We start from the raw sequence: 23435 nt of genomic DNA on the forward strand, positions 1-23435 counted from the left end.
GGCTTTTCCATGGCCGATATAGTTCTTGCTACCATTAACGCGAAATGGATACATCCCTCGCTGGCCCTGCGCCTGCTGCAGGCGAACCTCGGCGAATTGGCGGTAAAAAGCCGTATACTTGAGTTTGCCCTGCGCCAGCCCCTTGAAGAGAAGGTCTCTGCAATTTTAGCAGAAGCACCGCGGATACTCGCTTTTTCCGTATCTATCTGGAACCATGAGGCTACCCTGGCATTGCTGGATGCCCTTGAATTTCATTGGCAGGTCACTTCCAAAACAGAATCGGCCAGCGGCACCTGCTCAAGGCCCATTATTGTCCTTGGGGGGCCTGAAGTCTCCTATCTATCTGAATCGGCGCCCCTCATACAAAAGGCCGACTGGGTGGTCCGGGGCGAAGGGGAAGAGGTTTTTCCTGTGCTGTGCGAGCATCTTTTATGGGGGAAAAATTTAAAGTCCCTTGAACCATTTGGGTCTACACGGGGCAAATGGATTTACGCAAGGCCTGTGTCTTTAGAAGAGATAAAAAGCGCTTATCACCTCTATACCGACGAAGATATTGCCCGAAAGCTTATCTATGTAGAAGCATCACGGGGCTGTCCCTTCGGTTGCGAATTTTGCCTCAGTTCTCTGGACCGGAGGGTACGCACTATTCCGCTGGAACAATTTCTTCTGGATATGGACTACCTCTTTTCCCGGGGGGCTCGGTCTTTTAAATTCTTAGACCGGACCTTTAACCTTGATACAGAGCGGGCCGAAAAGATACTTCAATTTTTTATTGAACGGATTAAACCCCCGGCCTATGTACATTTCGAAATGGTGCCATCTCGGTTCCCCGACAGTGTACGGATCCTGCTCATGCAGTTCCCTCCAGAGACGCTGCGGCTTGAGGTAGGAATCCAGACTTTTACGCCTGAGGTCGCAAAAACTATCGGGAGGCCCAGTAATCCCGAAAAGGAACAGGAAGCCCTGCGATTTTTAAGGGAAAAGACCCATGCTATAGTTCACGCGGACCTTATCGCAGGGCTCCCGGGGGAAACTTTGGAAAGTTTTGCGCGGAGCTTTAACCTGCTTTGGTCTGCGCGGCCTACGGAAATTCAACTGGGAATCCTTAAAAAACTTCCTGGAGCTCCTATATCCCGGCATGATGAGCCCTTTGCCATGGTCTACGATACACGGCCCCCCTACGAAGTTTTGGAGACGGGCACCATGGCCCGGGCAGAGCTCGATGCTCTTAAAAATTTTGCCCGGTTCTGGGAACTCGTGGTAAACCGAGGTCACTTTGATGATCTTGTGCCTCTCTTGCTTCCCGAATCTGCCGATGCTTTTGGAGCCTTTATGGACCTATCCCAGCATCTCTTGGGGCGTTTTGGCCGGAACTGGGGCATAGATCGGCAAGAACTCCGGCAGGCCCTGTCAGAATGGTGCGGAGGCTCAGAAGGTCAGAGCTAGCTAAAGAGTCCCTCGAGATAGGTTTCCAAGTCGACCTTAATAGGCATGAGATAAAGGTCAAATCGGTGGGTTTTGCAGAATTGGAGAACCTGCCGGCCAAAGCTGATGTTCCAGTGCAGGTCGGGCCGGAAGGAGCGGGGAAAGATTGCCCGGTTCCGGGCTTCCCAGTAGTTGCGGCTATTTTCCGAAAGCACCGGTGACACGCCCCAGAAAACGCGGCGGCCTTCCAGGTATTCGGCATAAATTTCTAGGAGCCGTACATCAAAAAAGGGCTGGCTCATGAATCCGTCGGCCCCGCTGTCCTCCTTTGCCTTAAGGTAGTCCAGTTCATAGCGGATGTTGGACCGGTAAGGATCAAAGGCCGCATAAACGGTTAAATGCGGGAGTTCTTTTTTTAATTTTTTAATGAAATCCGTTGTGTGGGTGGGATAAACCCGATGTTTCATATCCTGGGGCGGGTCTCCCGCGACCACCAGAACCGTATCAATATGGTGCTCCTTGAAATAGGAGGAGAGGGGAAAGGGTTCATCCATGCTAAAGTCGATGGCCCGCAGGTGGGGAATGCTCCGGTACTGCTGGGGAATATAGGCACAGGCCTCCCATGACCGGATCGGAAAGCGGAGCAGGTCTGGAATGTTGATATATGAAATGTCTGAAAAACGAAAAACAGCGGAAAGTCCAGCTTTAATGGAGGCTTCGTCCCGGGGGACTAGTTCGAGGGATATGTTCATCGATCATACTCCGTATGTAGTATTATGCTCCGCAGCGCAGTTCCGCCCGGAAGGCACTTTGTTCAGAGTCGGTATGTTTACCCTCAAAGGCCCAGCATTCTGTTACTTCAAAGGGTGCAAAGAGTCTTGTTTCATTAACTGTTTGGTCAAGTTCATCTGCAGAACCTAACCAGAGCGAAATAGTTTCCTGGGGCCGAATTTCTGCAAGATAGTTTATGTCGAGCCTGAAATGGTTTGATTCTTCCAGAACCCGTTCATCAAGCATATCCTGTATCCACTGGATATATCGGGCGTTGTTCACATGTCCGTTGTAGTCGATGTCCGAATAGGCAGCCCGGCGGCTCCCCGCGGGCTCTAGCTTGGTTCGGGCGGAAAGTGCACCGGCTCCGTCGCTGATAGCCGGCATGTCCGTATTGGTCGGTAGCTTTTCTGTCAGGACCTGGGGGCGGAGGGGCCTGAGTTTTTCAAGATCCACCAAAAGCCAGGCGCTGCGGCCCTGGGCAATGGTAGCCCCAAAACCATCGATAATATCGTAATCCCGGATTGCAAAGAGCTTTTCAGTTCCCCGGGGCCAGGTCCGGACCGTTATCATTTCTTGCCAACCGGGGCGGCGATACATAAGAGCCGTCATACGGGAAAGAACCCAAGCTTGATTACCTCGGAGCAGTGCGTCTTTGCCAACACCGAGCTCGGTTGCGTGGTTTCCTGCAACTTCCTGAAAAAAATTAAAAAGAGATGCAGGACTCAGCCGGTTGTTCCGGTCCACATCCCAACTTCTTACGATGAATTGTTCGGTCCATATGGATTTCATAATGTTTCCATGGTGACAAAAAGGATTGGTAACGTCAATAAGTATTCTCAAAGAACGGGGTTTAAGCAAATAGCTTCGCTTATCTTTTTACAGAGCAGTCTTTTCAGTACAATAGGTGCATGACTGTTCGCGAACGATTAAATGCCCTTGCGGCAGAACGGATACTGCTTCTGGATGGTGCTATGGGTACCATGATACAGAAGTTCGGCCTCACTGAATCTGATTTCCGGGGCACTGCCTTTGCTTCCCATGGAAAACCACTTGCAGGGTGTAATGATATACTCAGTATTACTCGTCCGGGTGTTATTGCGTCGATACATCAGGCTTATCTGCGCTCCGGTGCGGACATCATCGAAACAAACTCGTTTAATGCGAACGCTATATCCCTTGAAGACTACGAACTGGCGGACCGGGCCTATGAGATAAGTTTAGCCGCAGCACAGGTTGCCCGGGAATCTGCTGATTTGTACAGCACTGAAGAAAAACCCCGTTTTGTGGCGGGTATTCTGGGGCCTACAAGCAAAACCGCAAGCATATCTCCCGACGTAAACGATCCGGGGGCCCGTTCGGTTAGCTGGGATGAGCTTGAGGCGGCTTATTACGACAATGCCCGGGGGTTATTAGACGGCGGCGCCGACATCCTCATGATTGAGACCATTTTTGACACCCTGAACGCCAAGGCTGCCATTTCGGCAATCCAAAAGCTGCTTGAGGAACAAGAAGCAGCGGATCCCACCGGTGCGGCGTCTGGAAAGTATGATGTACCTATTATGATTTCCGGAACCATTGTGGATGCCGCAGGCCGCACCCTTTCAGGCCAAACCGTGGAAGCCTTCTGTGTTTCGGTGCTGCATGCCAAGCCCTGGTCTATCGGTCTAAACTGTTCCCTCGGGGCGGAACGGCTCTACCCCCATGTGGCTGCCCTGGCCGAAATAGCCCCCTGTTTTGTAAGCGCCCATCCCAACGCGGGGCTCCCCAACCGTTTTGGCCAGTATGATGAATCGGCCCAGACGATGGCTGCTAACATTCAAGGTTTTCTAAAAAATGGCCTTGTGAACATTGTAGGGGGCTGCTGCGGTTCAACCCCCGCTCATATTGCGGAGATTGCCCGTCTCGCGGCCAATTACCGGCCCCGGGCCATACCGGATATACCGCCGAAAACCGTGCTTGCGGGACTCGAACCACTCATTGTGGATCCTGCGATCGGTTTTTTTGATGTGGGAGAACGGACCAATGTGGCGGGGAGCCGGAAATTCCTCAGGCTCATTAAAGAAGACCGGTATGACGAAGCCCTGAGTGTTGCCCGGGAAATGGTGGAAGCGGGAGCCTCCATCATCGATGTCTGTATGGATGATGCCCTGCTGGATGCTCCGCAGGCGATGCGAAAGTTTTTAAACCTTGCCCTGGCGGACCCAGAAATTGCCCGGCTCCCCGTCATGGTGGACAGTTCCCGCTGGGAGGCCATAGAGGCGGGGCTTAAGTGCCTCCAGGGAAAGGGGATCGTTAATTCTATCAGCCTTAAGGAAGGGGAAGCAGAATTTTTGCGCCGCAGCCGCATTGCCCGCCGGATGGGTGCCGCGGTGGTGGTTATGCTCTTTGATGAACGGGGCCAGGCCGATACGTATGAACGGAAAATCGAGGTTGCAGGCCGTTCTTTTAAGCTATTAACCCAGGACGGTATGCGGGGCGAGGATATTATTTTTGATCCCAACGTGCTTTCAATTGCCACAGGCATACCCGAACATGACCGGTATGCCGTGGACTTTATCGAAGCCTGCCGGTGGATACGGAGCAACTGCCCGGGGGCAAAAATATCCGGCGGGGTTTCTAACCTTTCCTTTAGTTTCCGGGGCAATGACCTGGTCCGGGAGGCTATGCACGCGGTGTTCTTAAAATATGCCATAGAGGCGGGGCTTACTATGGCTATAGTGAATCCGGCGGGTCTGGTCCCCTACGATGAACTGGATCCCCGGTTGAGAGAAGCTGCGGAAGATGTGGTACTGGCCCGCCGGAGCGACGGTGCGGAGCGGCTTTTGGCGCTGGCTGTGGAACTAAAAGAAGCCGCTGAAACTGGAGCCGCTAGCGGTCAAGATGCTAAAAATGCCTCTCAAAGCGACAAAAACAGCTGGCGAAACCTGCCGGTGGAGGAGCGTATCCAATATGCCCTGGTAAAAGGTATCGAAGATTATATAGAAGCTGATGTCCTTGAAGCCAGGACCCATTTTGAAAAATCCTTGGAAGTGATCGAAGGCCCCCTCATGAAAGGGATGAACGAGGTAGGGGACCGTTTTGGGGCGGGTAAAATGTTTTTACCCCAGGTTATCCGCAGTGCCCGGGTCATGAAAAAGGCCGTGGCGGTCCTTGAGCCCTATATACAGGAAGAGAAACGGGCCGATGCTCAGCCTGCCGGGGCTGCAAAAATTATTATGGCCACTGTAAAGGGCGATGTTCACGATATCGGGAAAAACATTGTAGGTGTTGTGCTGGGCTGCAATGGGTACGAGGTGCAAGACCTGGGCGTCATGATTCCATCCGACGAAATTGCTGAGGCAATTATCCGGGAAAAGGCGGATCTGGTCGGGCTTTCGGGCCTCATTACGCCTTCATTGGACGAAATGGTCCATACGGCCCGGGAACTGGAACGGCGGGGTATATCAATCCCCATTTTGATAGGCGGAGCTACCACCAGCGAAGCCCATACGGCGCTGCGGATAGCCCCTGAGTATTCGGGGCCTGTGATCTATGTAAAGGATGCAAGCCGCGCCGCTGCGGTCGTTCGGGCCCTCTTATCGGAAAACGAAAAGGGCCGGTTTTTAGAACAGATAGAAGCCCAGTATTCACAAGCTATTGCCCGGCATGAAAAGCTCAGAGAACGTATAGAACTGCTTCCCCTGGAAAAGGCCCGAAATAATCGAATCGTAACTGACTGGGCCCATGCGGAGCTTCCTGAACCACGGCAAAAGGGCTTAATAGAATTCCGCAATTTCCCCCTGGAAGAATTGGTCTCGTATATTGACTGGTCTTATTTCTTTTATGGATGGGATCTTGGCCATGGCTTTGAGCGGATACTACAGGATAGTGAAAAAGGAGAAGCGGCTCGAAAGCTCTACGAAGATGCCCAGGCTCTTTTACAGCGGATCATTTCAGAAAAAATACTAACAGCCCACGGCGTGGCGGGCCTTTTCCCGGCCTTCTCCCAGGGTGATGACATTGTGCTGTTCAAAGCTGGATCTGTTTCTGAATCAGATTCTCAAGAAATGATAGCCAGGTTTTCATTCCTGCGGAATCAGGAGAAAAAACTCGCAGGGGGCTATAATCCCTGTCTTGCGGACTTTATTGCCCCCACGGAAGCGTACCGCCTGTCGGAAAATCAGGTTGACCGACAAACGGTACGACTGGCAGCCTGCCAGGCAGCAAGCAAGGCAGCATGCCAGGCATTATGCCGGGACTGGATGGGCCTCTTTGCGGTCACCGCCGGCCATGGGCTCGACGCTTTTGTGGCTGAATGCAAAGCCCGGGGCGACGATTATACAGCCCTGCTTGCCGCATCCCTGGCGGACCGTCTGGCAGAAGCCTTTGCGGAAAAGCTGCACCACCTAGTACGGACCGAACTTTGGGGATATGCGCCTGAAGAAAAGCTCAGTACCAAAGAACTATTTGAAGGAAAATATCGGGGTATCAGGCCCGCCTTCGGGTATCCAGCCTGCCCGGACCATCATGACAAAAGGATAGCGATCGAAGTCCTGGAAGCCGAGAAGCGGTGCGGCATCAGACTGACTGAATCATCTATGATGCAGCCCGCTGCATCGGTCTGCGGCATGTATTTTGCCCATCCCGCTTCTTATTATTTTGGGGTAGGGCAGATTGGGGATGATCAGCTTTCTGATTGGGCCGAACGGAAAGGAATTAGTATAGAAGAAGCGAAAAATAGGATCGGAAAATTATAAATTAGCTAAAGAAAAACCGGCCCGCGGTTTTAACGGGGCCGGTTATACAGAACCGCTTATGGCATTGTAATAACAAGTGAACCTCTTGTTTTGTGTTTTGTGGTAAAATTATCACTATCCGAGGCAGCTACCAGAATTTTGTAAGTCCCTGGTGTGAGGGGTCTATCGTTTTTATCGTTGGTTTGTCGGGGAATGACAAAGGTAATGCTTGTATAGCCCTTTTCTTCCTTTCCAGAATAAGAAAGGATGTCCGAAGTTCCGCCGAGCCGTGTATCTTCAGCATGGCTTACAAGACCGTTTCCATAATCGTCCCTGATATATACCACACCATCTTTGACATAAGCAATTTTATAGTCCGCATCTTTCATCATGTTGGAGGGATTAATTCCGATAGCTATCCAGCCAGTAACCGCGGCCTCCATGGTAACCTCTACCGTATCCCTTTGAACCGTAAAGGAGACTTTAATTCCGTTAGATTCTCCTGCTACCCGCTGTTGGGCAAAAAGCAGCCCAGAAAACCCGGTCAGCAAAATAAAAGAGATAATAAACCGAAGTGTTCTTTTCATGACTTACGCTCCTTGGTTTTAATATACCAATATATATTACTAAAATGCAAATCTATTAGGGTTACTACATTTAGGTTTTTTTATGGTATAATCTAAATATGAATACTGAAAATTCTCTTATCGTTCTGGCCTTGCCGGAACAGCGGATTCCCCAGGATGCACAAAAACGGCTTCAGGACCGTGCCGCAGGCAGAAAGGTCATGATTGTCACCGACAAGGGTAAACTCGATTCCCTCTTAGACCAAATTGAAATTGTAGGCGGCGAATTTCCCCCGCCCCTCATTGCCCGGTCTCCGAACCTAAAGTGGTACCAGTCTTGGTATGCCGGGGCAGACTGGCTCCAGAAATTTCCCGAAACAAAAACCCATCCCTTTGTACTTACCAACTCATCGGGAATTCACGGGGTCCAGATGTCAGAACACCTCTTTGGTATGCTGATATCGTGGTACCGAAAATTCCCGGCCGCCTTTACGGCCCAGGGCCGGCATGAGTGGCTTACGTTTACCTATCCCGATATGGATGTACTGGCAGGCAAGACCATGCTCATTATCGGCTATGGTACGATAGGAAAACGGGTAGCCAGGATAGCCCAGGCCTTTGAAATGAAGGTGGTAGGGGTAAAACGTAGCCCAGCTACTGAACAGGATCCCTATGGGGCTACTCAGGACGTGTTCGCAAATTTGAACAAGCGGCTTGCGGAAGCTGATATTGTAGTAAATATTTTGCCCCTCACGGCTGAAACCAAGGGCCTGTTTAACCGGACTATTTTCCAGGCTATGAAAAAAGATGCAATCTTTGTAAATATTGGCCGCGGAGGTTCGGTAAACGAAGAAGATCTCGTGGATGCACTGAAGAAGGGAACAATTAAAGGGGCGCTTTTAGATGTGACTGTTGAAGAACCGCTTCCTGCCTCATCTCCGCTGTGGGATCTGCCAAACCTTATGCTGACGAGCCATTTCTCCGGTTTTCATCCCCAGTATGATGAATTAGCGTTCCAGGTTTTTTTGGAAAACCTCGAACGATACAACCGGGGAGAATCCTTGCGGAATGTTATAGATAAAAATCTAGGGTATTAAGTCTATTCAAGGGAGCTATTAATCGGGGGTATGTGCGAGCGCTACAATGCCGAGCGCGTTTTGGCGCCGCGCATGGACGCCGCCCATGGACGCGTAACGCACGGGGGCGTCGCACACACGCTCAAGCCTGTCTGCTAGACAGAACGGTTTTTAAGGGATTCTCTGAACAGCGCGTCCGGATCGATATCTGTCTGGGTACCATACAGGGGGATGACCCCTTCGCCATTTACGCTTCTAAATAATATCCCTGCGTCATTTGTGTATGCCCAGCTGTATTCGTTGTTGATGATGTAATCGAGTACTGTGGTAACCGCTAAGGTAAAATAAACCAGGGCAGCATTGGTTCGCTGTTTAGAGTTTTTACCTCCTAATAGGGCGTCGATTCGGGTGGAAAGCGGGGTAGGTACCTGGAACAGGTATTGATCCCAAGGATTGTCTATACCGTCGCAGCTCGCATTTTGTTCTGCCCCTCCAGCCTTTTGAGCCTTGTCGATGGAAGCAGCTATAGTAGTAAGGAAGCGCTTAAGCGTATGAACTTCAGAATAAAAGGGTGGTATGTCAAGCTTGTGGATGGTTGGGGCAGAAAAGGACTCAAACTTGAAATAGGGTAAAAAGAAAAGCCGTTTAATCCAATTTAAATCAAGAAGTATCCGTTTAGGATATGCGGCGGTCCGGGATTCGGTCGAAGATTCCAGTATTTGGCAGTATTCGTTGAGCCGATGCAGGTACTCCTTTTCGAAAACCTGTTCTATATACCGGGGCCAGTTCCCGATTATTCTGTTAATGATGGTATCCACCGGTTCTGCTTCCTGGTCGGTAACATGAATAGCACTAAAGGAAACATAACGGAGTCCGTAAAAAAGCTCTTCCAAAATATGCATCAGAATAACTACTTGCTGGATAGGATCCGTGGGTGCAACGAGTTCGTATTCCTTTTTTAAGTCAAACAGCTTGGAAAAATAGGGGTATAGGTCAGGATAGGTTGAAAGCCGCTGCCAGGGAAGACCGGGGAAGAGGCGCTCCAAGGTTTCAAGCCCTTTAATGACCCCTTTGCTGATCGGTTCTTGTTCTTTTGCATGAGCTTCCGCTTTATGGTCCGCCGCTTCCTCTGGCTTTTCTGTTTCTGAAACAGTTGTTTTTTCCTTTACCGCGTTGATCCGAGGCGGGACCGGCTGGAGTTTATCCTTCTCCGTAATATTTAAAAATGCAAGTATCCGCTTCCGGCGGGAAGAAAAAAAACCTTCATAGCTATAATAGGTGTCGGAGACCAGTTTCATAAGGAGCGGGTAGAGTAAGAAGCGGATGCTTTTTTGGATAATCGAATAAGCAATCAATGCAAAACGAATAGAGCCCTGATGTTTTTCTTTCGCTTCTACCGGATCTTCTTCGGCAAGGAGTGAATAGAGCCGTTTGTATGCTTCCTTAATATCATTTTCCGTATCCAAGGCTTCCAGAAGCAGTATGGGCCGGTATATTGCCTTTATTATATCTGAAAAATCGCTAACCTTCACCGACCGGGGTCGGGCTTGAAGCCGGCTTAATTCTGTGTTGATGAGTTCTATGTTCCAGAAGCGGATGGTGTCAATTATTGCAAATGCTTCCGGATGCAGTTTTTTAAAGTGTTCGGTCCGTCTTATGTTTTGCCTCGGCAGAAGTGATCTTGTGGCTATAACCAAAGATTCAAAACGGCCATAGTACTCGTTCATGCGGCGGCTTACAAAGTCCGGATTCACCATATCCGGAGGCTCGGAAAAGAGGGAAAAGCGGGAGACCAGAACCTGGAGGGGTGTTTTTATCTCAAATTCTACCTGAGCGGCCAGCTTATCCATTTTTATCCGTTCGCGGTAACTTGTTTTCAGCGGCTGATCCGGATCATCGCCCTTATCAATTCTGCTGGTTCGTTTTACCTTGAGCGGATTTGGTTCTTCTTTTTCGATTACCTCTACCCGATGTTTGGGAACTCCGGGGCCGGATTTGCCTTTAATGCTTACATTTACCGTTTCATTTCGTCCATGACCGCTTCGTTCCGGTTTGGGCGGTTCGGGCAGTTTTTCAATTCCTATTTCTCCGCCGAGCTTTTCTGCTATAGCCCGGGCTTCTTCGGGATCCAAATCTCCGAGGCGTTTTCTCGTACGTTCTAGCTCGCCAGGCTCATAAATCGCCTTAGGTTTTTTTGCCATACCGGTTCCTTATAATATTATACCCGTAAATAAATCTGTTCTCCCGTACCCCATACATTCCTGAGGTTTATCTTTTCACCATCTTTGGTTTGGAGCATTCCGTTATAGACTCCAAAGGGTGAAATATATTCGCTGCGGGTAATAATGAAATCGAACCCTGTCTTTATTGGCTCCTTGGGGGTGAACGTCAGGTCCACCATACCTTCCAAATCCTGGATAACCCAGTCAGAATCAGGCCCTTCGGGCATGGTAATGCGGACCGGCGGCAAGGGGGTGAGCTGCCCTGCAAGCCACAGTCCGTTTTCGTTATACCGGAAACTGTCCCGGGTCTGGCTTTCTACAACACTAAAGCCGAAGGGACGGCCGTCGTTATGGAAACCATGGCCGGTACACCAGGTTTGACGCATCCGGTAGGGAAAATAGCCCTTGTAGTCCATAAAAAATCCGAAGGTTTTGTCCAGGGAAAGGCTTACATGTTTACCCCCGAACACTAAATCTCCCCGCACAGGAACCATAGCTTTATAGTTGTACATGCACCGCCGTTCAGCGAAGGGAAGGCAGGTAACGAGGGGCGTTGTTTTTAGCCGGGAAAAATCAAATTCCAAATGGGCTGTAAAGGAGGGCCGTTTCAGTTTTGGCTCAATATCTAAATCCAGTTCAATCAGGTCCGCATCGAGCCAGTTATGGATTCGGAAATAAAATCCGTAGCTTCGGCTTGTGATAGAAGAGTTGGAAAGAGACCGGGGAAGTTTCCATGCCCCGAAGGGGAGGGATTTCCGAAAGAGGAGGCTTTCTTTAGTTTCCTTGTTCCAGAGAAAAACCTGGGCAAGGCGGTAGTATTTTGCATTAGTAAGAACCGCAATAAGGAAGTAGGTCTCATTCTGTATATGAAAGGTTTGCCATTCTTTGACCCGTAAGTTCCGGATCCATTTCATGGTAGGGATAAAAAAGGGGTGTTTAACACTGAGCAGATCTACATCGTCGAAGGGCCGGGTCCAGGTACCGAATACCGGAATGCCCTTATCGAGGGGGCTGGAGCGGGGCGGAGAAATATCGCGCTGGTACATCAGAGCTGCCTCGCAAGGTAAAGCAGATATAGAGCCTGGGTCCCCAGGTCCGCCCCCGATTGGGCTTCTTCAGGGAAAAGCGGCGCTGAAAGCCCTGAGAATTGGGCTTTTTCGATTTCAGCAGCAATTTTAGTAAGGGCTTGAGAATTAAGGGCTGCCAGCTTGCGATAGAGGGTTTCTGCCTGGGCAAGGCCCGGCAAGTGTAGCCCCAGTTCCCGGGCGCTTTCCAGGGCGATGCCCATATCTTTGATAAAGTGCTTTACATAAAAGCCGGGCTTTACGTTTCCATCCAGCATCCGGGGGAGTAGGTTGGAAAGGGACCAGCTTCCGGCCGCGCCGGATTCTATACTGGCGAGCATAGTCCGGGGCTCAAGGCCAGATGAAATACCGTAGGCCAGGGCTTCAGCAACCCCCATCATGGTAGATGCAATAACGATCTGGTTGCACATTTTGCAGTGCTGGCCGCTGCCCGGTCCGCCCTGGAGGAAGATGGTCTTCCCCATTTTTTCAAAAATCGGCTGAGCGCGTCTAAAAGCCTTTTCGCTGCCTCCAACCATTATGGAAAGGGTTCCGTTCCGGGCTCCTATGTCGCCGCCAGAAACAGGCGCATCCAGGGCCTCTAGCCCCCGGGCTGCAGCCGCCTCGGCAATACGCTGCGCAAGGCTTGGGCTGGATGTGGTCATATCGATAAGGATTGTACCGCTCCGTGCAGTATCGATAATGCCCTGCGGTCCCAGGTAAAGCGCCTCTACATCCTGAGGGTAGCCAACCATAGTTATGACCACATCCGCCTGTTTGACCGCTTCAGCCACTGAAGAAGCCCACTGAGCCCCCTGATCCAAAAGGCCCTGGGCCTTGCTTTTTGTTCTTGTATACAAAGAGACCGGATAGCCTGCCGCAAGGAGGTGTCCTGCCATACTGCTGCCCATGACTCCGGTACCGATAAACGCTATCTGTTCCATGAAAACAAGTATACACCGAACTAAGGAACTGGTGCAAACCGTTCAAAAGTATAGTATGGTATAGTTTATGGCGATTACACTTTATTCCCTCGGTGCGGCCGAGGAAGTTACGGGCTCCAAGCATGTGCTCGAAGTGGATGGCAGGTCATACCTGATCGATTGCGGTGCCTTTCAGGGCAAACGGGCCGAAGCGGACCGGAAAAACCGGGAATTCGGCATTGATACAGACCGGATAGAATCGGTCGTACTGACCCATGGACACTTTGATCATTGCGGCCTCTTACCGCTCCTCCCCAAGCGGGGCTACAAGGGAACCATATATACAACCCCGGCGACCAGGGACATTGCAATCCTTGTTATGATGGATTCAGCCCGGATCCAGGCCCGGGACGCCGAATATTTGGGAAAACAGGCCGTAAAAAAGGGTGAACAGTTTTCCTGGCAGCCCCTCTATACCGAACAGGATGCGATTACTGCCACAAGCCAGATGGTCTCTGTTTCCTATGAGCGGCCTCTCTGGATCGGTGATGGTGTACAGCTCGAGTTTTATGAAGCGGGGCATATTTTAGGATCCGCTATGGCGGTCATCAAAATAAAAAAGAACGGATCGGAGCGGATTATTGCCTATACTGGAGACCTGGGACGCAAGGGAAAACCAATTATCCGCGATCCGGCAACGAATCTCCCTGCGCCGGATTACCTGGTCTTGGAAAGCACCTATGGGGACCGCAGGCACGATTCTACCGAAGATGCAATGAAGCGCCTTGCCGAAGTGATCCGCCGGGCTGTAAAAACCAAGGGCCGTATCCTCATCCCCTCATTTGCGATTGAACGGACCCAGGAACTGGTATATTACTTCCACATGCTGGCGGACCGGGGAGAAATCCCGGAAATTCCGATTTATGTGGATTCGCCCATGGCAACCAATGCGACAACGATTTTCCAGGTACATCCTGAGTGCTACGATGAAGAAACCCACGAAGCGTTCATCAAACATCATAAAAATCCCTTTGGTTTTAACGCCCTCCATTTCACCACCAGTGTGGATGAATCTAAGGCGCTCAATGATATGGATGGACCACTCGTCATCATTTCTGCCGACGGTATGTGTGAAGCGGGCCGTATTCAACACCACCTGATACACAGCATCGGCGACCCGAATACGACGATTCTTATTGTGGGCTATATGGCAGAGAATACCCTGGGCAGGCGGATTCGGGACAAGGAAAATGAGGTGAAAATTCACGGCGAGTGGTTTAAGCGACGGGCCCAGGTCGAGGCTATCGATGCCTTCAGCGCCCACGCGGATTACCAGGAAACCATCGACTGGCTAAAAGAAATCGATACATCCCGGCTTAAAAAGATTTTCCTGGTCCACGGAGAAAAGGATGCCCAAAAGGTATTCAGTCAGCATCTGGCAGACCATGGCTTTACCAATACGGAAATTGTGCGCTATGGTGCTACCTACGATTTGGAGTGATAGATGGCATATTTGACCGGTTTTCATGCAATTGAGGAACTGATCCGTTCAGGCAAGGCGAAGGGCCCACTCCTGGTGGCCAACGCGGTACCCCGGGCCCGGACGATCATGTCCTTGGCTACGGATCACAAAATACGGATTGACCGGGTCGGTGAACATGAGCTGAACCGGCTGGCGCCGGACAACCGGGGCATTGCCCTCATGGTGGAGGGCAAGGATACGAACAACGAAATTACGGTGCAGGAATTTATTGCCGGTCTTGAACCTGAGGCGGATGCGCTGGTAGTAGTACTGGACAGTATCACCGATCCCCATAACTACGGGGCTATCCTCAGGTCCTGTGATCAGTTTGCCGTAGATCTGGTGGTGGTGGGTAACCGGCGTTCAGCCAAGGATGCGGAGGTGGTGTCAAAAACGAGCGCCGGCGCAGTTGCCTGGGTGCCCATCGCTACGGTGTCCAACCTGGTTCGGGCGGTTGAACAGCTAAAAGAATCGGGCTTTTGGGTATACGGCGCCGATATGAAAGGAGATGCGGTCTACGATAAGGATCTTTCAGGCCGGGTGGTCCTGATTATGGGAAGCGAAGGCTCGGGTATTTCCCGGCTTCTTAAAGAAACCTGCGACGGCATGGTGTCCATCCCTACTGGCGGTAAAGTCGATTCGCTTAATGTATCGGTGGCTGCGGGGGTTCTCCTGTACGAAGCCCGCAGGCAGCGTCACGGGAAACAGTAAATATTGAAACATCAGGAGTAAAAAAGTGAAAGAGTCACGGGTAGTGCTGCTTCGCTGTGAGAGCTATGATGACGATACGGTGTTCAAGACGGTCAGTCGGGGGCTCGAGCTCCTTGGGGGGCTCGAATCGCTTATCCATATTGATGAACGGGTACTGCTTAAGGTCAACAACTTGGCGTCTTCAAAGCCCGAAGAGGCGGTGACAACCCATCCTGCGGTTTTCCGCGCCGTCGGGAAGCTTTTTAAGGAACTGGGCTACCGGAAGCTCTCCTACGGCGATTCTCCCGGCTTTGAAAAACCCGCCGCAAGCCTTGGTAAATCAGGCTACACCCGCATCGCGGAGGAACTTGATATCCCTCTGGGAGACTTTGATACGGGCAAGCGGATTGATTTTCCCGAAGGGAGGGCCTGGAAAAGTTTTGATATTGCCACGGCGGTTTTGGAATGTGACGCCCTCGTTTCTCTTTCTAAAATGAAGACCCACGCCCTGGCACGGATTACCGGTGCGGTCAAAAACCAGTTCGGCTGTGTCTATGGGCTAAACAAGGCAGCATTCCATGTAAAGCTGCCTTCGGGCACCCAGTTCTCCCGGATGCTGGTGGACCTGAACCGGCTCTTAAAGCCGCGGCTCTATATTATGGACGGCATTGTGGCTATGGAGGGAAACGGTCCCCGGGGAGGCGTTCCGCGGCCAATGAATTGCCTCTTGTTTTCCACCGATCCGGTAGCTTTGGACGCCACCTTTTGCAGGCTCATCAATCTGGAGCCTTCCTATGTGGCAACTAATTTTTATGGTGAGGAGTATGGACTCGGGACCTACCGTTCGGAAAACATTGAACTTTTAGGGGACCCCATAGAGCCTTTTATCGCCTACGATTTCGATGTGGTGCGAAAACCCTTGCACTTTAAAAGTGACAACGGAAACGAGGTCCTTGTTCCCCAGGCTGCACGCACCCTGGGATCCTATGTTACTCAGCGCTGGGCTCCCCGGCCCCGCATCATAGCGGAAAAATGCATCAAATGCGGTATCTGTGTGGATGCCTGTCCTGTGGAAGGCAAGGCGCTCCAGTTTAAAAAGCCGGGCCGTAAAGCACCGCCTGAGTACAATTACTCTAAATGTATTCGCTGTTTTTGTTGCCAGGAGATGTGCCCCCAAAAGGCAATAGAAGTTGAGACGCCGCTCATTTATAGGTTCTTCGGAAATAAAAAGGAATAAACCATGACGGTTAAAGAAATAGCCCGCCTTGCTGGGGTTTCTATCGGTACGGTGGACCGGGTGCTTCACGGCCGCGGTCGGGTATCGGCGGAAACAAAGGAAAAAATCGAGCAGATAATTAAAAGCACCGGTTTTACCCCCAACCCAATAGCCAGGGGGCTCAAACGGAGCAGGCCCTACACTTTTGTGGCCCTTTTGCCAAACCGGTTTCAGGATTCAGGCTATTGGGGTCAGGGCTATGGAGGCCTGCAATCTGCGGCTGACGAACTTTCTGCTTTAGGAATTAAGACCCTATGCATCGAATATGACCGCTACGATCCAAAATCTTTCCGGGACGCTCGGGCAAAGTTTTCCGTCATTCAGAGTGACGGCCTTCTTTTACCCCCCATTATGCCGGAAGAAAGCCGCGATTTAATAGAAAGCATAGAAGGAAAAATCCCCTACATTTATTTTGATGCGGATCTACCGGGTACCAGTCCCCTTTGTGTGATTGGTCAGGATGCTTTCCGGGGCGGTATGCTTGCGGGACGCCTGGCCCAGCTCCTTTCTGCGGGTAAACAGGGTTCGTTTGGCGTTTTGGTTGCCCATCAGGAAGATTACCACATCCTGCGGCGCCGGGATGGTTTTTATAACTACGCTTTAGAGCATGATATAAAGGTATTCCAGCAGCAGGGAGTAGATTTGGAGCATCCCGATGCAGCCCGGGAACTTATTAAAAGCCTGCTCAATTCCCATAATGACCTGCTTGGCGTTTTTGTAACAAGCGCCTCGGCCCATAGAATTGCTGAAGCTGCCCGGGAGATAAGGAAAACGAACAGGTTTATCATTATTGGCTATGACCTGGTTCCGGAAAACCACCGTCTTTTGCAGGAAGGTCATATTGATGCAATTATTTCCCAGCGGCCCGAATATCAGGCTCGTCGGGGCCTATTGAACCTGTATCGTGCAATCGTACTTGGCAAGACTATACAAAAACGGGAAGAAATACCCCTGGATTTGTATCTGCCCGAAAATGCGCCACCCTTTCATGCGGAGCATGGGAAGCGGGGCGCAGCTGCTCATCATGATGCTTTGTCTTCCGTTGCACAGTGACGCCTCTTATACGCGCACTATTTTAAGCTTTTTACCGCTTCCCGCTCGATACCGAGACAGGCTTTGTATCGGTTAAAATAGGCTTCAAAACCGGCCACATCCCGGGGATCCGGATGCAAAGGTTCACATATACTCTGCGCGATGAGGCTATCCAGGAAGTCGGGGAGGCTCAGTTTTTTTTGTTCCCGCACAAGATAGGCTGCAAGGAGGGCCATACCCCAGGCCCCACCTTCTCCCGCGGTAGCGGGAAGACTCACCGCTGTATTCGTTGCTGCAGCCATGAGGCGCTGACCTGTCTTCCCTTGCTTAAAGAATCCTCCGTGTCCCCGAATTTCTTTTACCTGAACTCCCTCTTCTTTGGTAAGTACATCTAAGCCAACCCTGAGGGCGCACAGGGATGTGAACAGGAGGGAGCGAATGACGTTTTCTAAGGTAAAGGTGCTGTCTGGGGTACGGACAAAGAGAGGCCGTCCCTCGCTAAAGCCGGTCAGGTGTTCGCCGGAAAGGTAACTAATGTGGAGGAGATTTCCCGCGTCAGCGTTCCCCTGCAAAGCTAAAGGTGTTAAGGTTTCGTAAAGCTTTCCTGTCGGGACATCAATACCGAGCACTTTGGCCGCCTGGCCGAAAATACTTATCCAGGCATCGAAGTCAGAAGATCCATTGTTCGAATGGGCCATGCCGACCGGTTTCCCGTCAGGGGTAGTAACCACATCGATTTCTTCATGTGGTTTGGAAAGATTTTTTTCTAGGACTATCATGGCAAAGACCGAGGTCCCTGCGGAGACGTTGCCTGTGTTGGGCCGCACGCTGTTGGTTGCCACCATGCCGGTACCCGCATCCCCTTCCGGTGGGCAGAGGGGGATGCCTGCTTCTAGGTTGCCGCTTGGGTCGAGGAGCCTGGCGCCAGAAGGGCTCAGCTTTCCCGCTTCTGCTCCCGCGGGGAGTACCCTGGGCAGTATATCCCGGAGTTTCCAGGGATACTGCCGGGGCGCCACAAGCGTATCAAAGGCAGCCATCATCCTTTGGTCATAATCACCTGTGTCAGGATTGATAGGGAACATACCCGATGCATCACCCACACCGAGGACCCGCTGGCCGGTAAGTTTCCAGTGGACATAGCCCGCAAGGGTCGTGAGGTAATTGATCCGGGACACATGGTTCTGATTTTCTAAAATAGATTGATATAAATGGGCGATGCTCCAGCGCTGGGGAATGGCGAAGTTAAATAGTTTACTGAGTTCAGCGCAGGCTTGTCCTGTAATATTATTCCGCCAGGTTCTAAAAGGGGTGAGGAGATTTCCTTCTTTATCGTGAACAATGTAGCCGTGCATCATGGCGCTGAAACCCATGGCTGCATACCGTTTGGGTGTTAGTCCGTAAGTTTTTTGAACCTGTGCTGTCAAATCTGCATAGCAGCCTGCAAGCCCCTTCCACACCTCTTCGAGATCATAGGTCCAAATTCCTTCCCTCAGGCTGTTTTCCCATTCATAAGACCCCGATGCAAGGGGTGTACTGTCCGGGGCAATAAGGGCAGCCTTAATTCGTGTGGACCCGAATTCGATACCCAGAATAGCTTTGCCGGATGCGATCATTTCCTTGCTAGCCTGGGGGCTTAGTTTTGATGTTTGGTTCATTGGAGGCTCCTTTTATGGATACGAAGCGTGTACGTTAACGCTTATAGACTAACATATTGTTAAAAATCGTGCAAGACTTGAGTTGTGATAGTTTATAAAGAGACTTCTGCTGAGATGAAAATGATGTGTTGCAAAGCTTTTTTATTTTCTTAATTTATACACTATACAGAGTTCTTCTGCCCGATTCTTAAATCGCTTTATTACTTCTTTGTTTTATGCTGCATCTCATACCAGGGCATGATGGATGTTTATTTTTAAATTCTGGGCTGCCATATCTGGGGCATTTAGAGCTTCCTTCAGTATTGAATCGAGGATACAAACAGCAATTTAAGCCACATAATGCATAGTACGGTTCTTTTCTAGATAGAGTAGAATCAAGTTCGCAATGAATTATGGATGATCTGGATTTACAATGACCCAACAGACGTCAAATTGCGAACAAGACTTGACACTATCCTGACTGAAGCAGAACCTGTTTTGCTCAAGTACAGCCTCCACCGTTACTATTTGCTTCACCTGCATGGCGTGAATTGGCACGTATTCTTGCAAACCTAAGGTGCAGCAAGAATCGTGACATAGCTGAGTCAAGTTGAAGCAGTTGTTAGATTTCTTTCAATTTTTTATTACTATTAATATAATTCCTATGATATTTATTTAAAACTTCAATTAACACATCTTGTTTTAATCCATAAGTATTTGGTAATACCGAATTAATAGACCATATTTTTGATATTACTTTTATTAATGAGTTCTTTTTTATATTCATCAGTATAAACGTATCCAACTATTTTATTTCCACTAATCGAAATTCCATACAATTCTTTAATATTTTTCCATTTTCTAGGTAGTTTTTCTTCATTTTTTCCTTCCGTATTTTCGTTGTTATATTTTTCTAAACAGTCATGAATTTTATAGAGCGAAATTTATTTATTGATTACCGCCGTAGGCATGAATCTAACGTACGCTTAACCGGTAACGCGTATATGGCGCGATTTTTGCCGAGGATCGTTCCCAACGAAGTTCGGGCGTGACGACCGGCAAAAATCGTGACATGACCGAGTCAGGTTGAAGCGGTTGTTGAGCGATTATTACCGATATGTATTTCTTTATATTAATTCACACTTCTACCATGTATTCCAATGAATATTTTCGATTTTGTATTTATCAATTGGTATCATGTTTTTGTTCTTTGGCACACCAATTGCAATAACATTTAGTGGGATTATATTATTGGGAATATTGCATTCTATCCTAACATCATTTATTCTTTTTTCTTCAGGGTATACAGCTGTCCACACGGCGCCATACCCAAGTGAATGAGCTGCAAGTAAAATATTTTCAGATGCTGCTGAACAATCTTGTATCCAATATTTATTTGCAAAATGCATATCTTTATCAGGTACCCCACAAACAATTATTGCTGCACCAGATTGTTCAAGCATTTTAGCATAGGGTAATAATTTTGATAGATTTATTAATTTATCCTTTTTATTAATTATAATAAATGCCCAAGGTTGAACATTCACTGCAGAAGGAGCAGCCATTCCGGCTTTGACTATTAATTCAATATCTTCATTTTTTATTATTTCACCAGTGTAGTCTCTTATACTATGACGTGAAAAAATCAAATCTAATAGCGTGTTCATACTTATCTCCTTACCTTATTCATTGTATTGTATTGTTTGGTATATATATATATTAGCGCATAAGGCGTCGACCTAACATTTCGCTTAACCTGCGAGGCGTAATAGCGCGATTCTTGTCATGGAGCGTTTCCAACGAAGTTGAGGCATGAAGACCAGCAAGAATCGTAACATAGCCGAATCAGTTTGAATCGGTTGTTAGATGCCAATTTCTGTATTTTTAATTGTATCCTGTATGATATTGTGACAGCATTTACCTAATGGATTTTTGTGTAAGCAATCGGAGTTTTTCATAGACCCCGTAATTTTATTGATGTCTTTTACTGTTTTTGCTTGATGAGTTTTTATAGCTTCAATTACATTTTCTTTTGTTACTTTACTACAATAACACGCATAAATTGTCTTAGAATCTGATTTATACCACAACGGGACTACCAAATCTTCACAATTATAAAACCTATTTGAATTGAGACTGAAGTATGAAACTGAACATTTTGGATTCATACATAAAGAATATTCTCCTTTAATGAAGTTCTTTTTTTTATCTTCTTTAAGTAAAGAAAAAACAGTATCTATTTTTACACGTTCTCCATGTTTTCTACATTTTGGACAATTCTGACTGAAAATTGAAACTGCGCTTATTTTTATAGCTTTTAGACTATTTTTAAATCCGCCTGTTATTAAACTATACTCATCTTTTTTGTGAAGATCTAAAAAATTACTATATCTGCTACTTATGTAATTAGTGGATAACACACCAGTTATTGCACCGTCTATGTTATATAATCTACATGAAAATCTGTAGTTATCTGGACTTAGTCCAGTGTATAAATCTATACCATTTACTAATATGGAAGGCGAACCTTGAAAATGAAGATCACGAGCCATATTTTCATTTTCTATTAATGTTATAACCAACTGATCATTAGGAATATTATAGTTAAACATAAAATCACGCAAGTTCTTTAAGGTTTCATTTGCGTTTGGGCAATCTTTAAAATATTGAAACTCTATCATTTAGGATCCTCTTACTAAGGTTATTCATCTATTACTATTCTTTGCTCGAAGGGTCTACCTAACATTCAGTTAACCCGCGAGGCGGCATGGTGTGCTTTTTTGTAGAGCGAAGCGACAAGCAAGTTTCGTGACAATAGCCGCGTCATGGTGGAAGCGATTGTTAGTTGAAAAGATTAGTCAATTATTGATATACGTTGTGCATCATTATTATTAAAAATTATATGTATAGTAGCCAATCTTCTTGAAGCCCAATCAGGGGTTTTGGGAGTTAAAGTATAAATTATTTCGCTTTTATTATTTGTTATTTTGACAACACCTGTAATAATATTTTTATGTTTATTAATATCTATTGAAAAAGTTGTTTCTGTTCCAGCAACACTAGACAAATATAATCCCGGTGAAAAGTTCATCACAAGGGTATCATTATTATTATCTTTTAAAAAATAATGAATACTATTTATTATAATTTCATTTTTGTCTGCCGTAGCATGTATTAGACAATTATCGCCTCGGATAATAATCTGATTATTATCAATAGCTATTTTATACGAAAATGTTTTTTCACCCAATTTATATATCAGAGCTTCATCATTGGTCAGAAGAATTGAACTTGTTAGAAAATAAATCGGATCGTTTGATGCGCGTATTATACCTATTAAAAATGATTCTGAATAGTAACTTTTTAATGCTACAAAAAATGGTGCTTTATTAATTTCCACTGGAATATTCATTTCCTTATTATCAATGGTTAGTTTAACATTTTTACTTCCCAGGGTACTTTTTTCACGATACATTATTGGAAAAGAGGTATGTTCAGAGTGTCCTTCGGGATTAATTAAACCGCCATATTTCTCAGAAGGGTTACCAACACATTGAAAGAACCAAGATATCAGTTCTTTATCATTTGTAGTAAAATTAATTGTTATTTCTGGTTTCGCTTTTTTTGTATTTAATTTACATTCTATTGGTGTAAATACAAGGTGTCGATTTTTTGATTCTTCTTTCATTGAAAGAAAGACATCTTCATTATTCAAATAATCTATTTGTGTTTTGTCTTTAAATGTCAGTATAATTCTAACATTATCTGTATCTTTAATCATCGCTTCAATGCATTCATATTTCTCATGATTTGTAAAATAACTGATTATGTGATAGTCATATTTTTCAAAATGGACGAAAAATGGATCTATCAGCGTGTTTCTCAAACTGATACCTTCTGAAAATGTTGTAATAGATAGACTAATAAACAATAAAACCAATATTTTTGTTTTCATATTCATTCCCCCTTTCTTCTATATTGAGCGCGCAGCGTCAATTTAACATGCGCATAACTGGCGAAGCTTGATTGGCGCTGTTTGTGCCATCAAATTGAAACGCACAAACCGTGACATAGCTGAGGCTAGTTGAAGCATTTGATACTCATAAAGGCCCTATAATAGTACTAACTACACTCAAACTATCAAGGAGGACCTTTATGAGATTTTTTAAATAACAGCTCCAATTCTACATCGGAATAGACTTGCACGCAAGAACCATGTATGTCTGCGTTGGTGTGTAAATAGACATGGTACCCCCCTGGGTCTACCCCGATCCAACGGATACGGGAATTAGATCTACCGCACGGAAGTATGGGACGACGGTAAAGACGGTGAGGAAGTGGCTGCAGCGCTATGAGGCAGAAAAGAAAGCAGGGCTTATCGAACAAAGCCGTCGGCCCCACAGCAGTCCTAGAGCCACAAAGCCCTGGATACGCTTTAAGCTTAAACAAGCGGTAAAGGATCTGCAGCGGGCAGGCAAACGAAAGAGTGTAACGCGATTAAAGCAAGAATGAGAGC

18 protein-coding genes are annotated in these 23435 nt (G+C 47.8%); 8 read left to right on the top strand and 10 right to left on the bottom strand.

All coding sequences use genetic code 11. From position 1 onward, the window contains the following. Positions 1-9 precede the first annotated feature (9 nt). On the top strand, positions 10-1446 hold the full coding sequence (locus Q7P68_RS10045; protein ID WP_304225261.1) for a B12-binding domain-containing radical SAM protein: 1437 nt from the start codon (positions 10-12) through the stop codon (positions 1444-1446). On the opposite strand, the gene Q7P68_RS10050 is transcribed toward Q7P68_RS10045, so the two are convergent. After that, on the bottom strand, positions 1443-2177 hold the full coding sequence (locus Q7P68_RS10050) for a methylenetetrahydrofolate reductase (protein WP_304225263.1): 735 nt from the start codon (positions 2175-2177) through the stop codon (positions 1443-1445). The genes Q7P68_RS10045 and Q7P68_RS10050 overlap by 4 nt on opposite strands. 22 nt (positions 2178-2199) lie before the next feature. Continuing rightward, positions 2200-2988: an acyl-[acyl-carrier-protein] thioesterase gene (locus tag Q7P68_RS10055; protein WP_304225265.1), complete on the bottom strand. Its 789-nt coding sequence runs from the start codon at positions 2986-2988 to the stop codon at positions 2200-2202. Positions 2989-3107: 119 nt separating this feature from the next. Here Q7P68_RS10055 and metH point away from each other — a divergent pair, with 119 nt between their 5' ends. Further along, the gene (gene metH, locus Q7P68_RS10060) at positions 3108-6935 is read left to right on the top strand and encodes a methionine synthase (protein WP_304225267.1); all 3828 of its coding nucleotides are present in this window, start codon (positions 3108-3110) and stop codon (positions 6933-6935) included. A 56-nt stretch (positions 6936-6991) separates the two neighbouring features. Here metH and Q7P68_RS10065 read toward each other — a convergent pair whose 3' ends face one another. Continuing rightward, positions 6992-7501 carry a DOMON domain-containing protein gene (locus Q7P68_RS10065; protein WP_304225269.1) on the bottom strand — a complete coding sequence of 170 codons (510 nt, stop codon included), beginning with the start codon at positions 7499-7501 and terminating at the stop codon, positions 6992-6994. 98 nt (positions 7502-7599) lie between these two features. Between Q7P68_RS10065 and Q7P68_RS10070 the strand changes: the two genes are divergently transcribed. Further along, complete coding sequence (locus tag Q7P68_RS10070) at positions 7600-8577, top strand: D-2-hydroxyacid dehydrogenase (RefSeq protein WP_304225271.1); 978 nt, start codon at positions 7600-7602, stop codon at positions 8575-8577. A gap of 134 nt (positions 8578-8711) precedes the next feature. Here the strand turns inward: Q7P68_RS10070 and Q7P68_RS10075 are convergent, their stop codons facing one another. From Q7P68_RS10075 to Q7P68_RS10085, 3 genes are read right to left on the bottom strand one after another with little or no spacing between them, the layout of a single operon-like run. Further along, a complete protein-coding gene (locus Q7P68_RS10075) occupies positions 8712-10757 on the bottom strand; it encodes a hypothetical protein (protein ID WP_304225273.1) in 2046 nt (681 codons plus the stop codon). A gap of 17 nt (positions 10758-10774) precedes the next feature. Beyond that, positions 10775-11824, bottom strand: a complete 1050-nt coding sequence (locus Q7P68_RS10080; RefSeq protein WP_304225275.1) for a DUF2804 domain-containing protein — start codon at positions 11822-11824, stop codon at positions 10775-10777. Further along, positions 11824-12786, bottom strand: a complete 963-nt coding sequence (locus tag Q7P68_RS10085; protein WP_304225277.1) for an NAD(P)-dependent oxidoreductase — start codon at positions 12784-12786, stop codon at positions 11824-11826. The genes Q7P68_RS10080 and Q7P68_RS10085 overlap by 1 nt, the downstream gene beginning before the upstream one ends. A 67-nt stretch (positions 12787-12853) precedes the next feature. On the opposite strand from Q7P68_RS10085, the gene Q7P68_RS10090 reads away from it, so the two are divergent. The 4 genes from Q7P68_RS10090 to Q7P68_RS10105 are packed head-to-tail and all read left to right on the top strand — an operon-like array spanning position 12854 to position 17306. Further along, the gene (locus Q7P68_RS10090) at positions 12854-14266 is read left to right on the top strand and encodes an MBL fold metallo-hydrolase RNA specificity domain-containing protein (RefSeq protein ID WP_304225279.1); all 1413 of its coding nucleotides are present in this window, start codon (positions 12854-12856) and stop codon (positions 14264-14266) included. Positions 14267-14269: 3 nt separating this feature from the next. Then, entirely contained in the window at positions 14270-14998 is a 729-nt protein-coding gene (gene rlmB, locus Q7P68_RS10095; RefSeq protein ID WP_304225280.1) for a 23S rRNA (guanosine(2251)-2'-O)-methyltransferase RlmB, read from the top strand. A gap of 25 nt (positions 14999-15023) precedes the next feature. Continuing rightward, positions 15024-16214, top strand: a complete 1191-nt coding sequence (locus tag Q7P68_RS10100; protein ID WP_304225282.1) for a DUF362 domain-containing protein — start codon at positions 15024-15026, stop codon at positions 16212-16214. Positions 16215-16217: 3 nt separating this feature from the next. Next, positions 16218-17306 carry a LacI family DNA-binding transcriptional regulator gene (locus tag Q7P68_RS10105; RefSeq protein WP_304225284.1) on the top strand — a complete coding sequence of 363 codons (1089 nt, stop codon included), beginning with the start codon at positions 16218-16220 and terminating at the stop codon, positions 17304-17306. Between the two features lie 17 nt (positions 17307-17323). Here Q7P68_RS10105 and Q7P68_RS10110 read toward each other — a convergent pair whose 3' ends face one another. From Q7P68_RS10110 to Q7P68_RS10125, 4 genes are all read right to left on the bottom strand, one after another. Next, positions 17324-18940, bottom strand: a complete 1617-nt coding sequence (locus tag Q7P68_RS10110; RefSeq protein WP_304225286.1) for a xylulokinase — start codon at positions 18938-18940, stop codon at positions 17324-17326. A 1124-nt stretch (positions 18941-20064) separates the two neighbouring features. Continuing rightward, on the bottom strand, positions 20065-20586 hold the full coding sequence (locus Q7P68_RS10115; protein WP_304225287.1) for a nitroreductase family protein: 522 nt from the start codon (positions 20584-20586) through the stop codon (positions 20065-20067). Positions 20587-20781: 195 nt separating this feature from the next. Beyond that, positions 20782-21600 carry a hypothetical protein gene (locus Q7P68_RS10120; RefSeq protein ID WP_304225288.1) on the bottom strand — a complete coding sequence of 273 codons (819 nt, stop codon included), beginning with the start codon at positions 21598-21600 and terminating at the stop codon, positions 20782-20784. Positions 21601-21773: 173 nt separating this feature from the next. Further along, complete coding sequence (locus Q7P68_RS10125; protein WP_304225290.1) at positions 21774-22874, bottom strand: hypothetical protein; 1101 nt, start codon at positions 22872-22874, stop codon at positions 21774-21776. Positions 22875-23164: 290 nt separating this feature from the next. Between Q7P68_RS10125 and Q7P68_RS10130 the strand changes: the two genes are divergently transcribed. Beyond that, positions 23165-23431, top strand: a complete 267-nt coding sequence (locus Q7P68_RS10130; RefSeq protein WP_304225292.1) for a helix-turn-helix domain-containing protein — start codon at positions 23165-23167, stop codon at positions 23429-23431. Positions 23432-23435 lie beyond the last annotated feature (4 nt).

Origin of the sequence: Gracilinema caldarium, assembly GCF_029265695.1 — a bacterium.
Classification (GTDB): Bacteria; Spirochaetota; Spirochaetia; order Treponematales; family Breznakiellaceae; genus Gracilinema; species Gracilinema caldarium_A.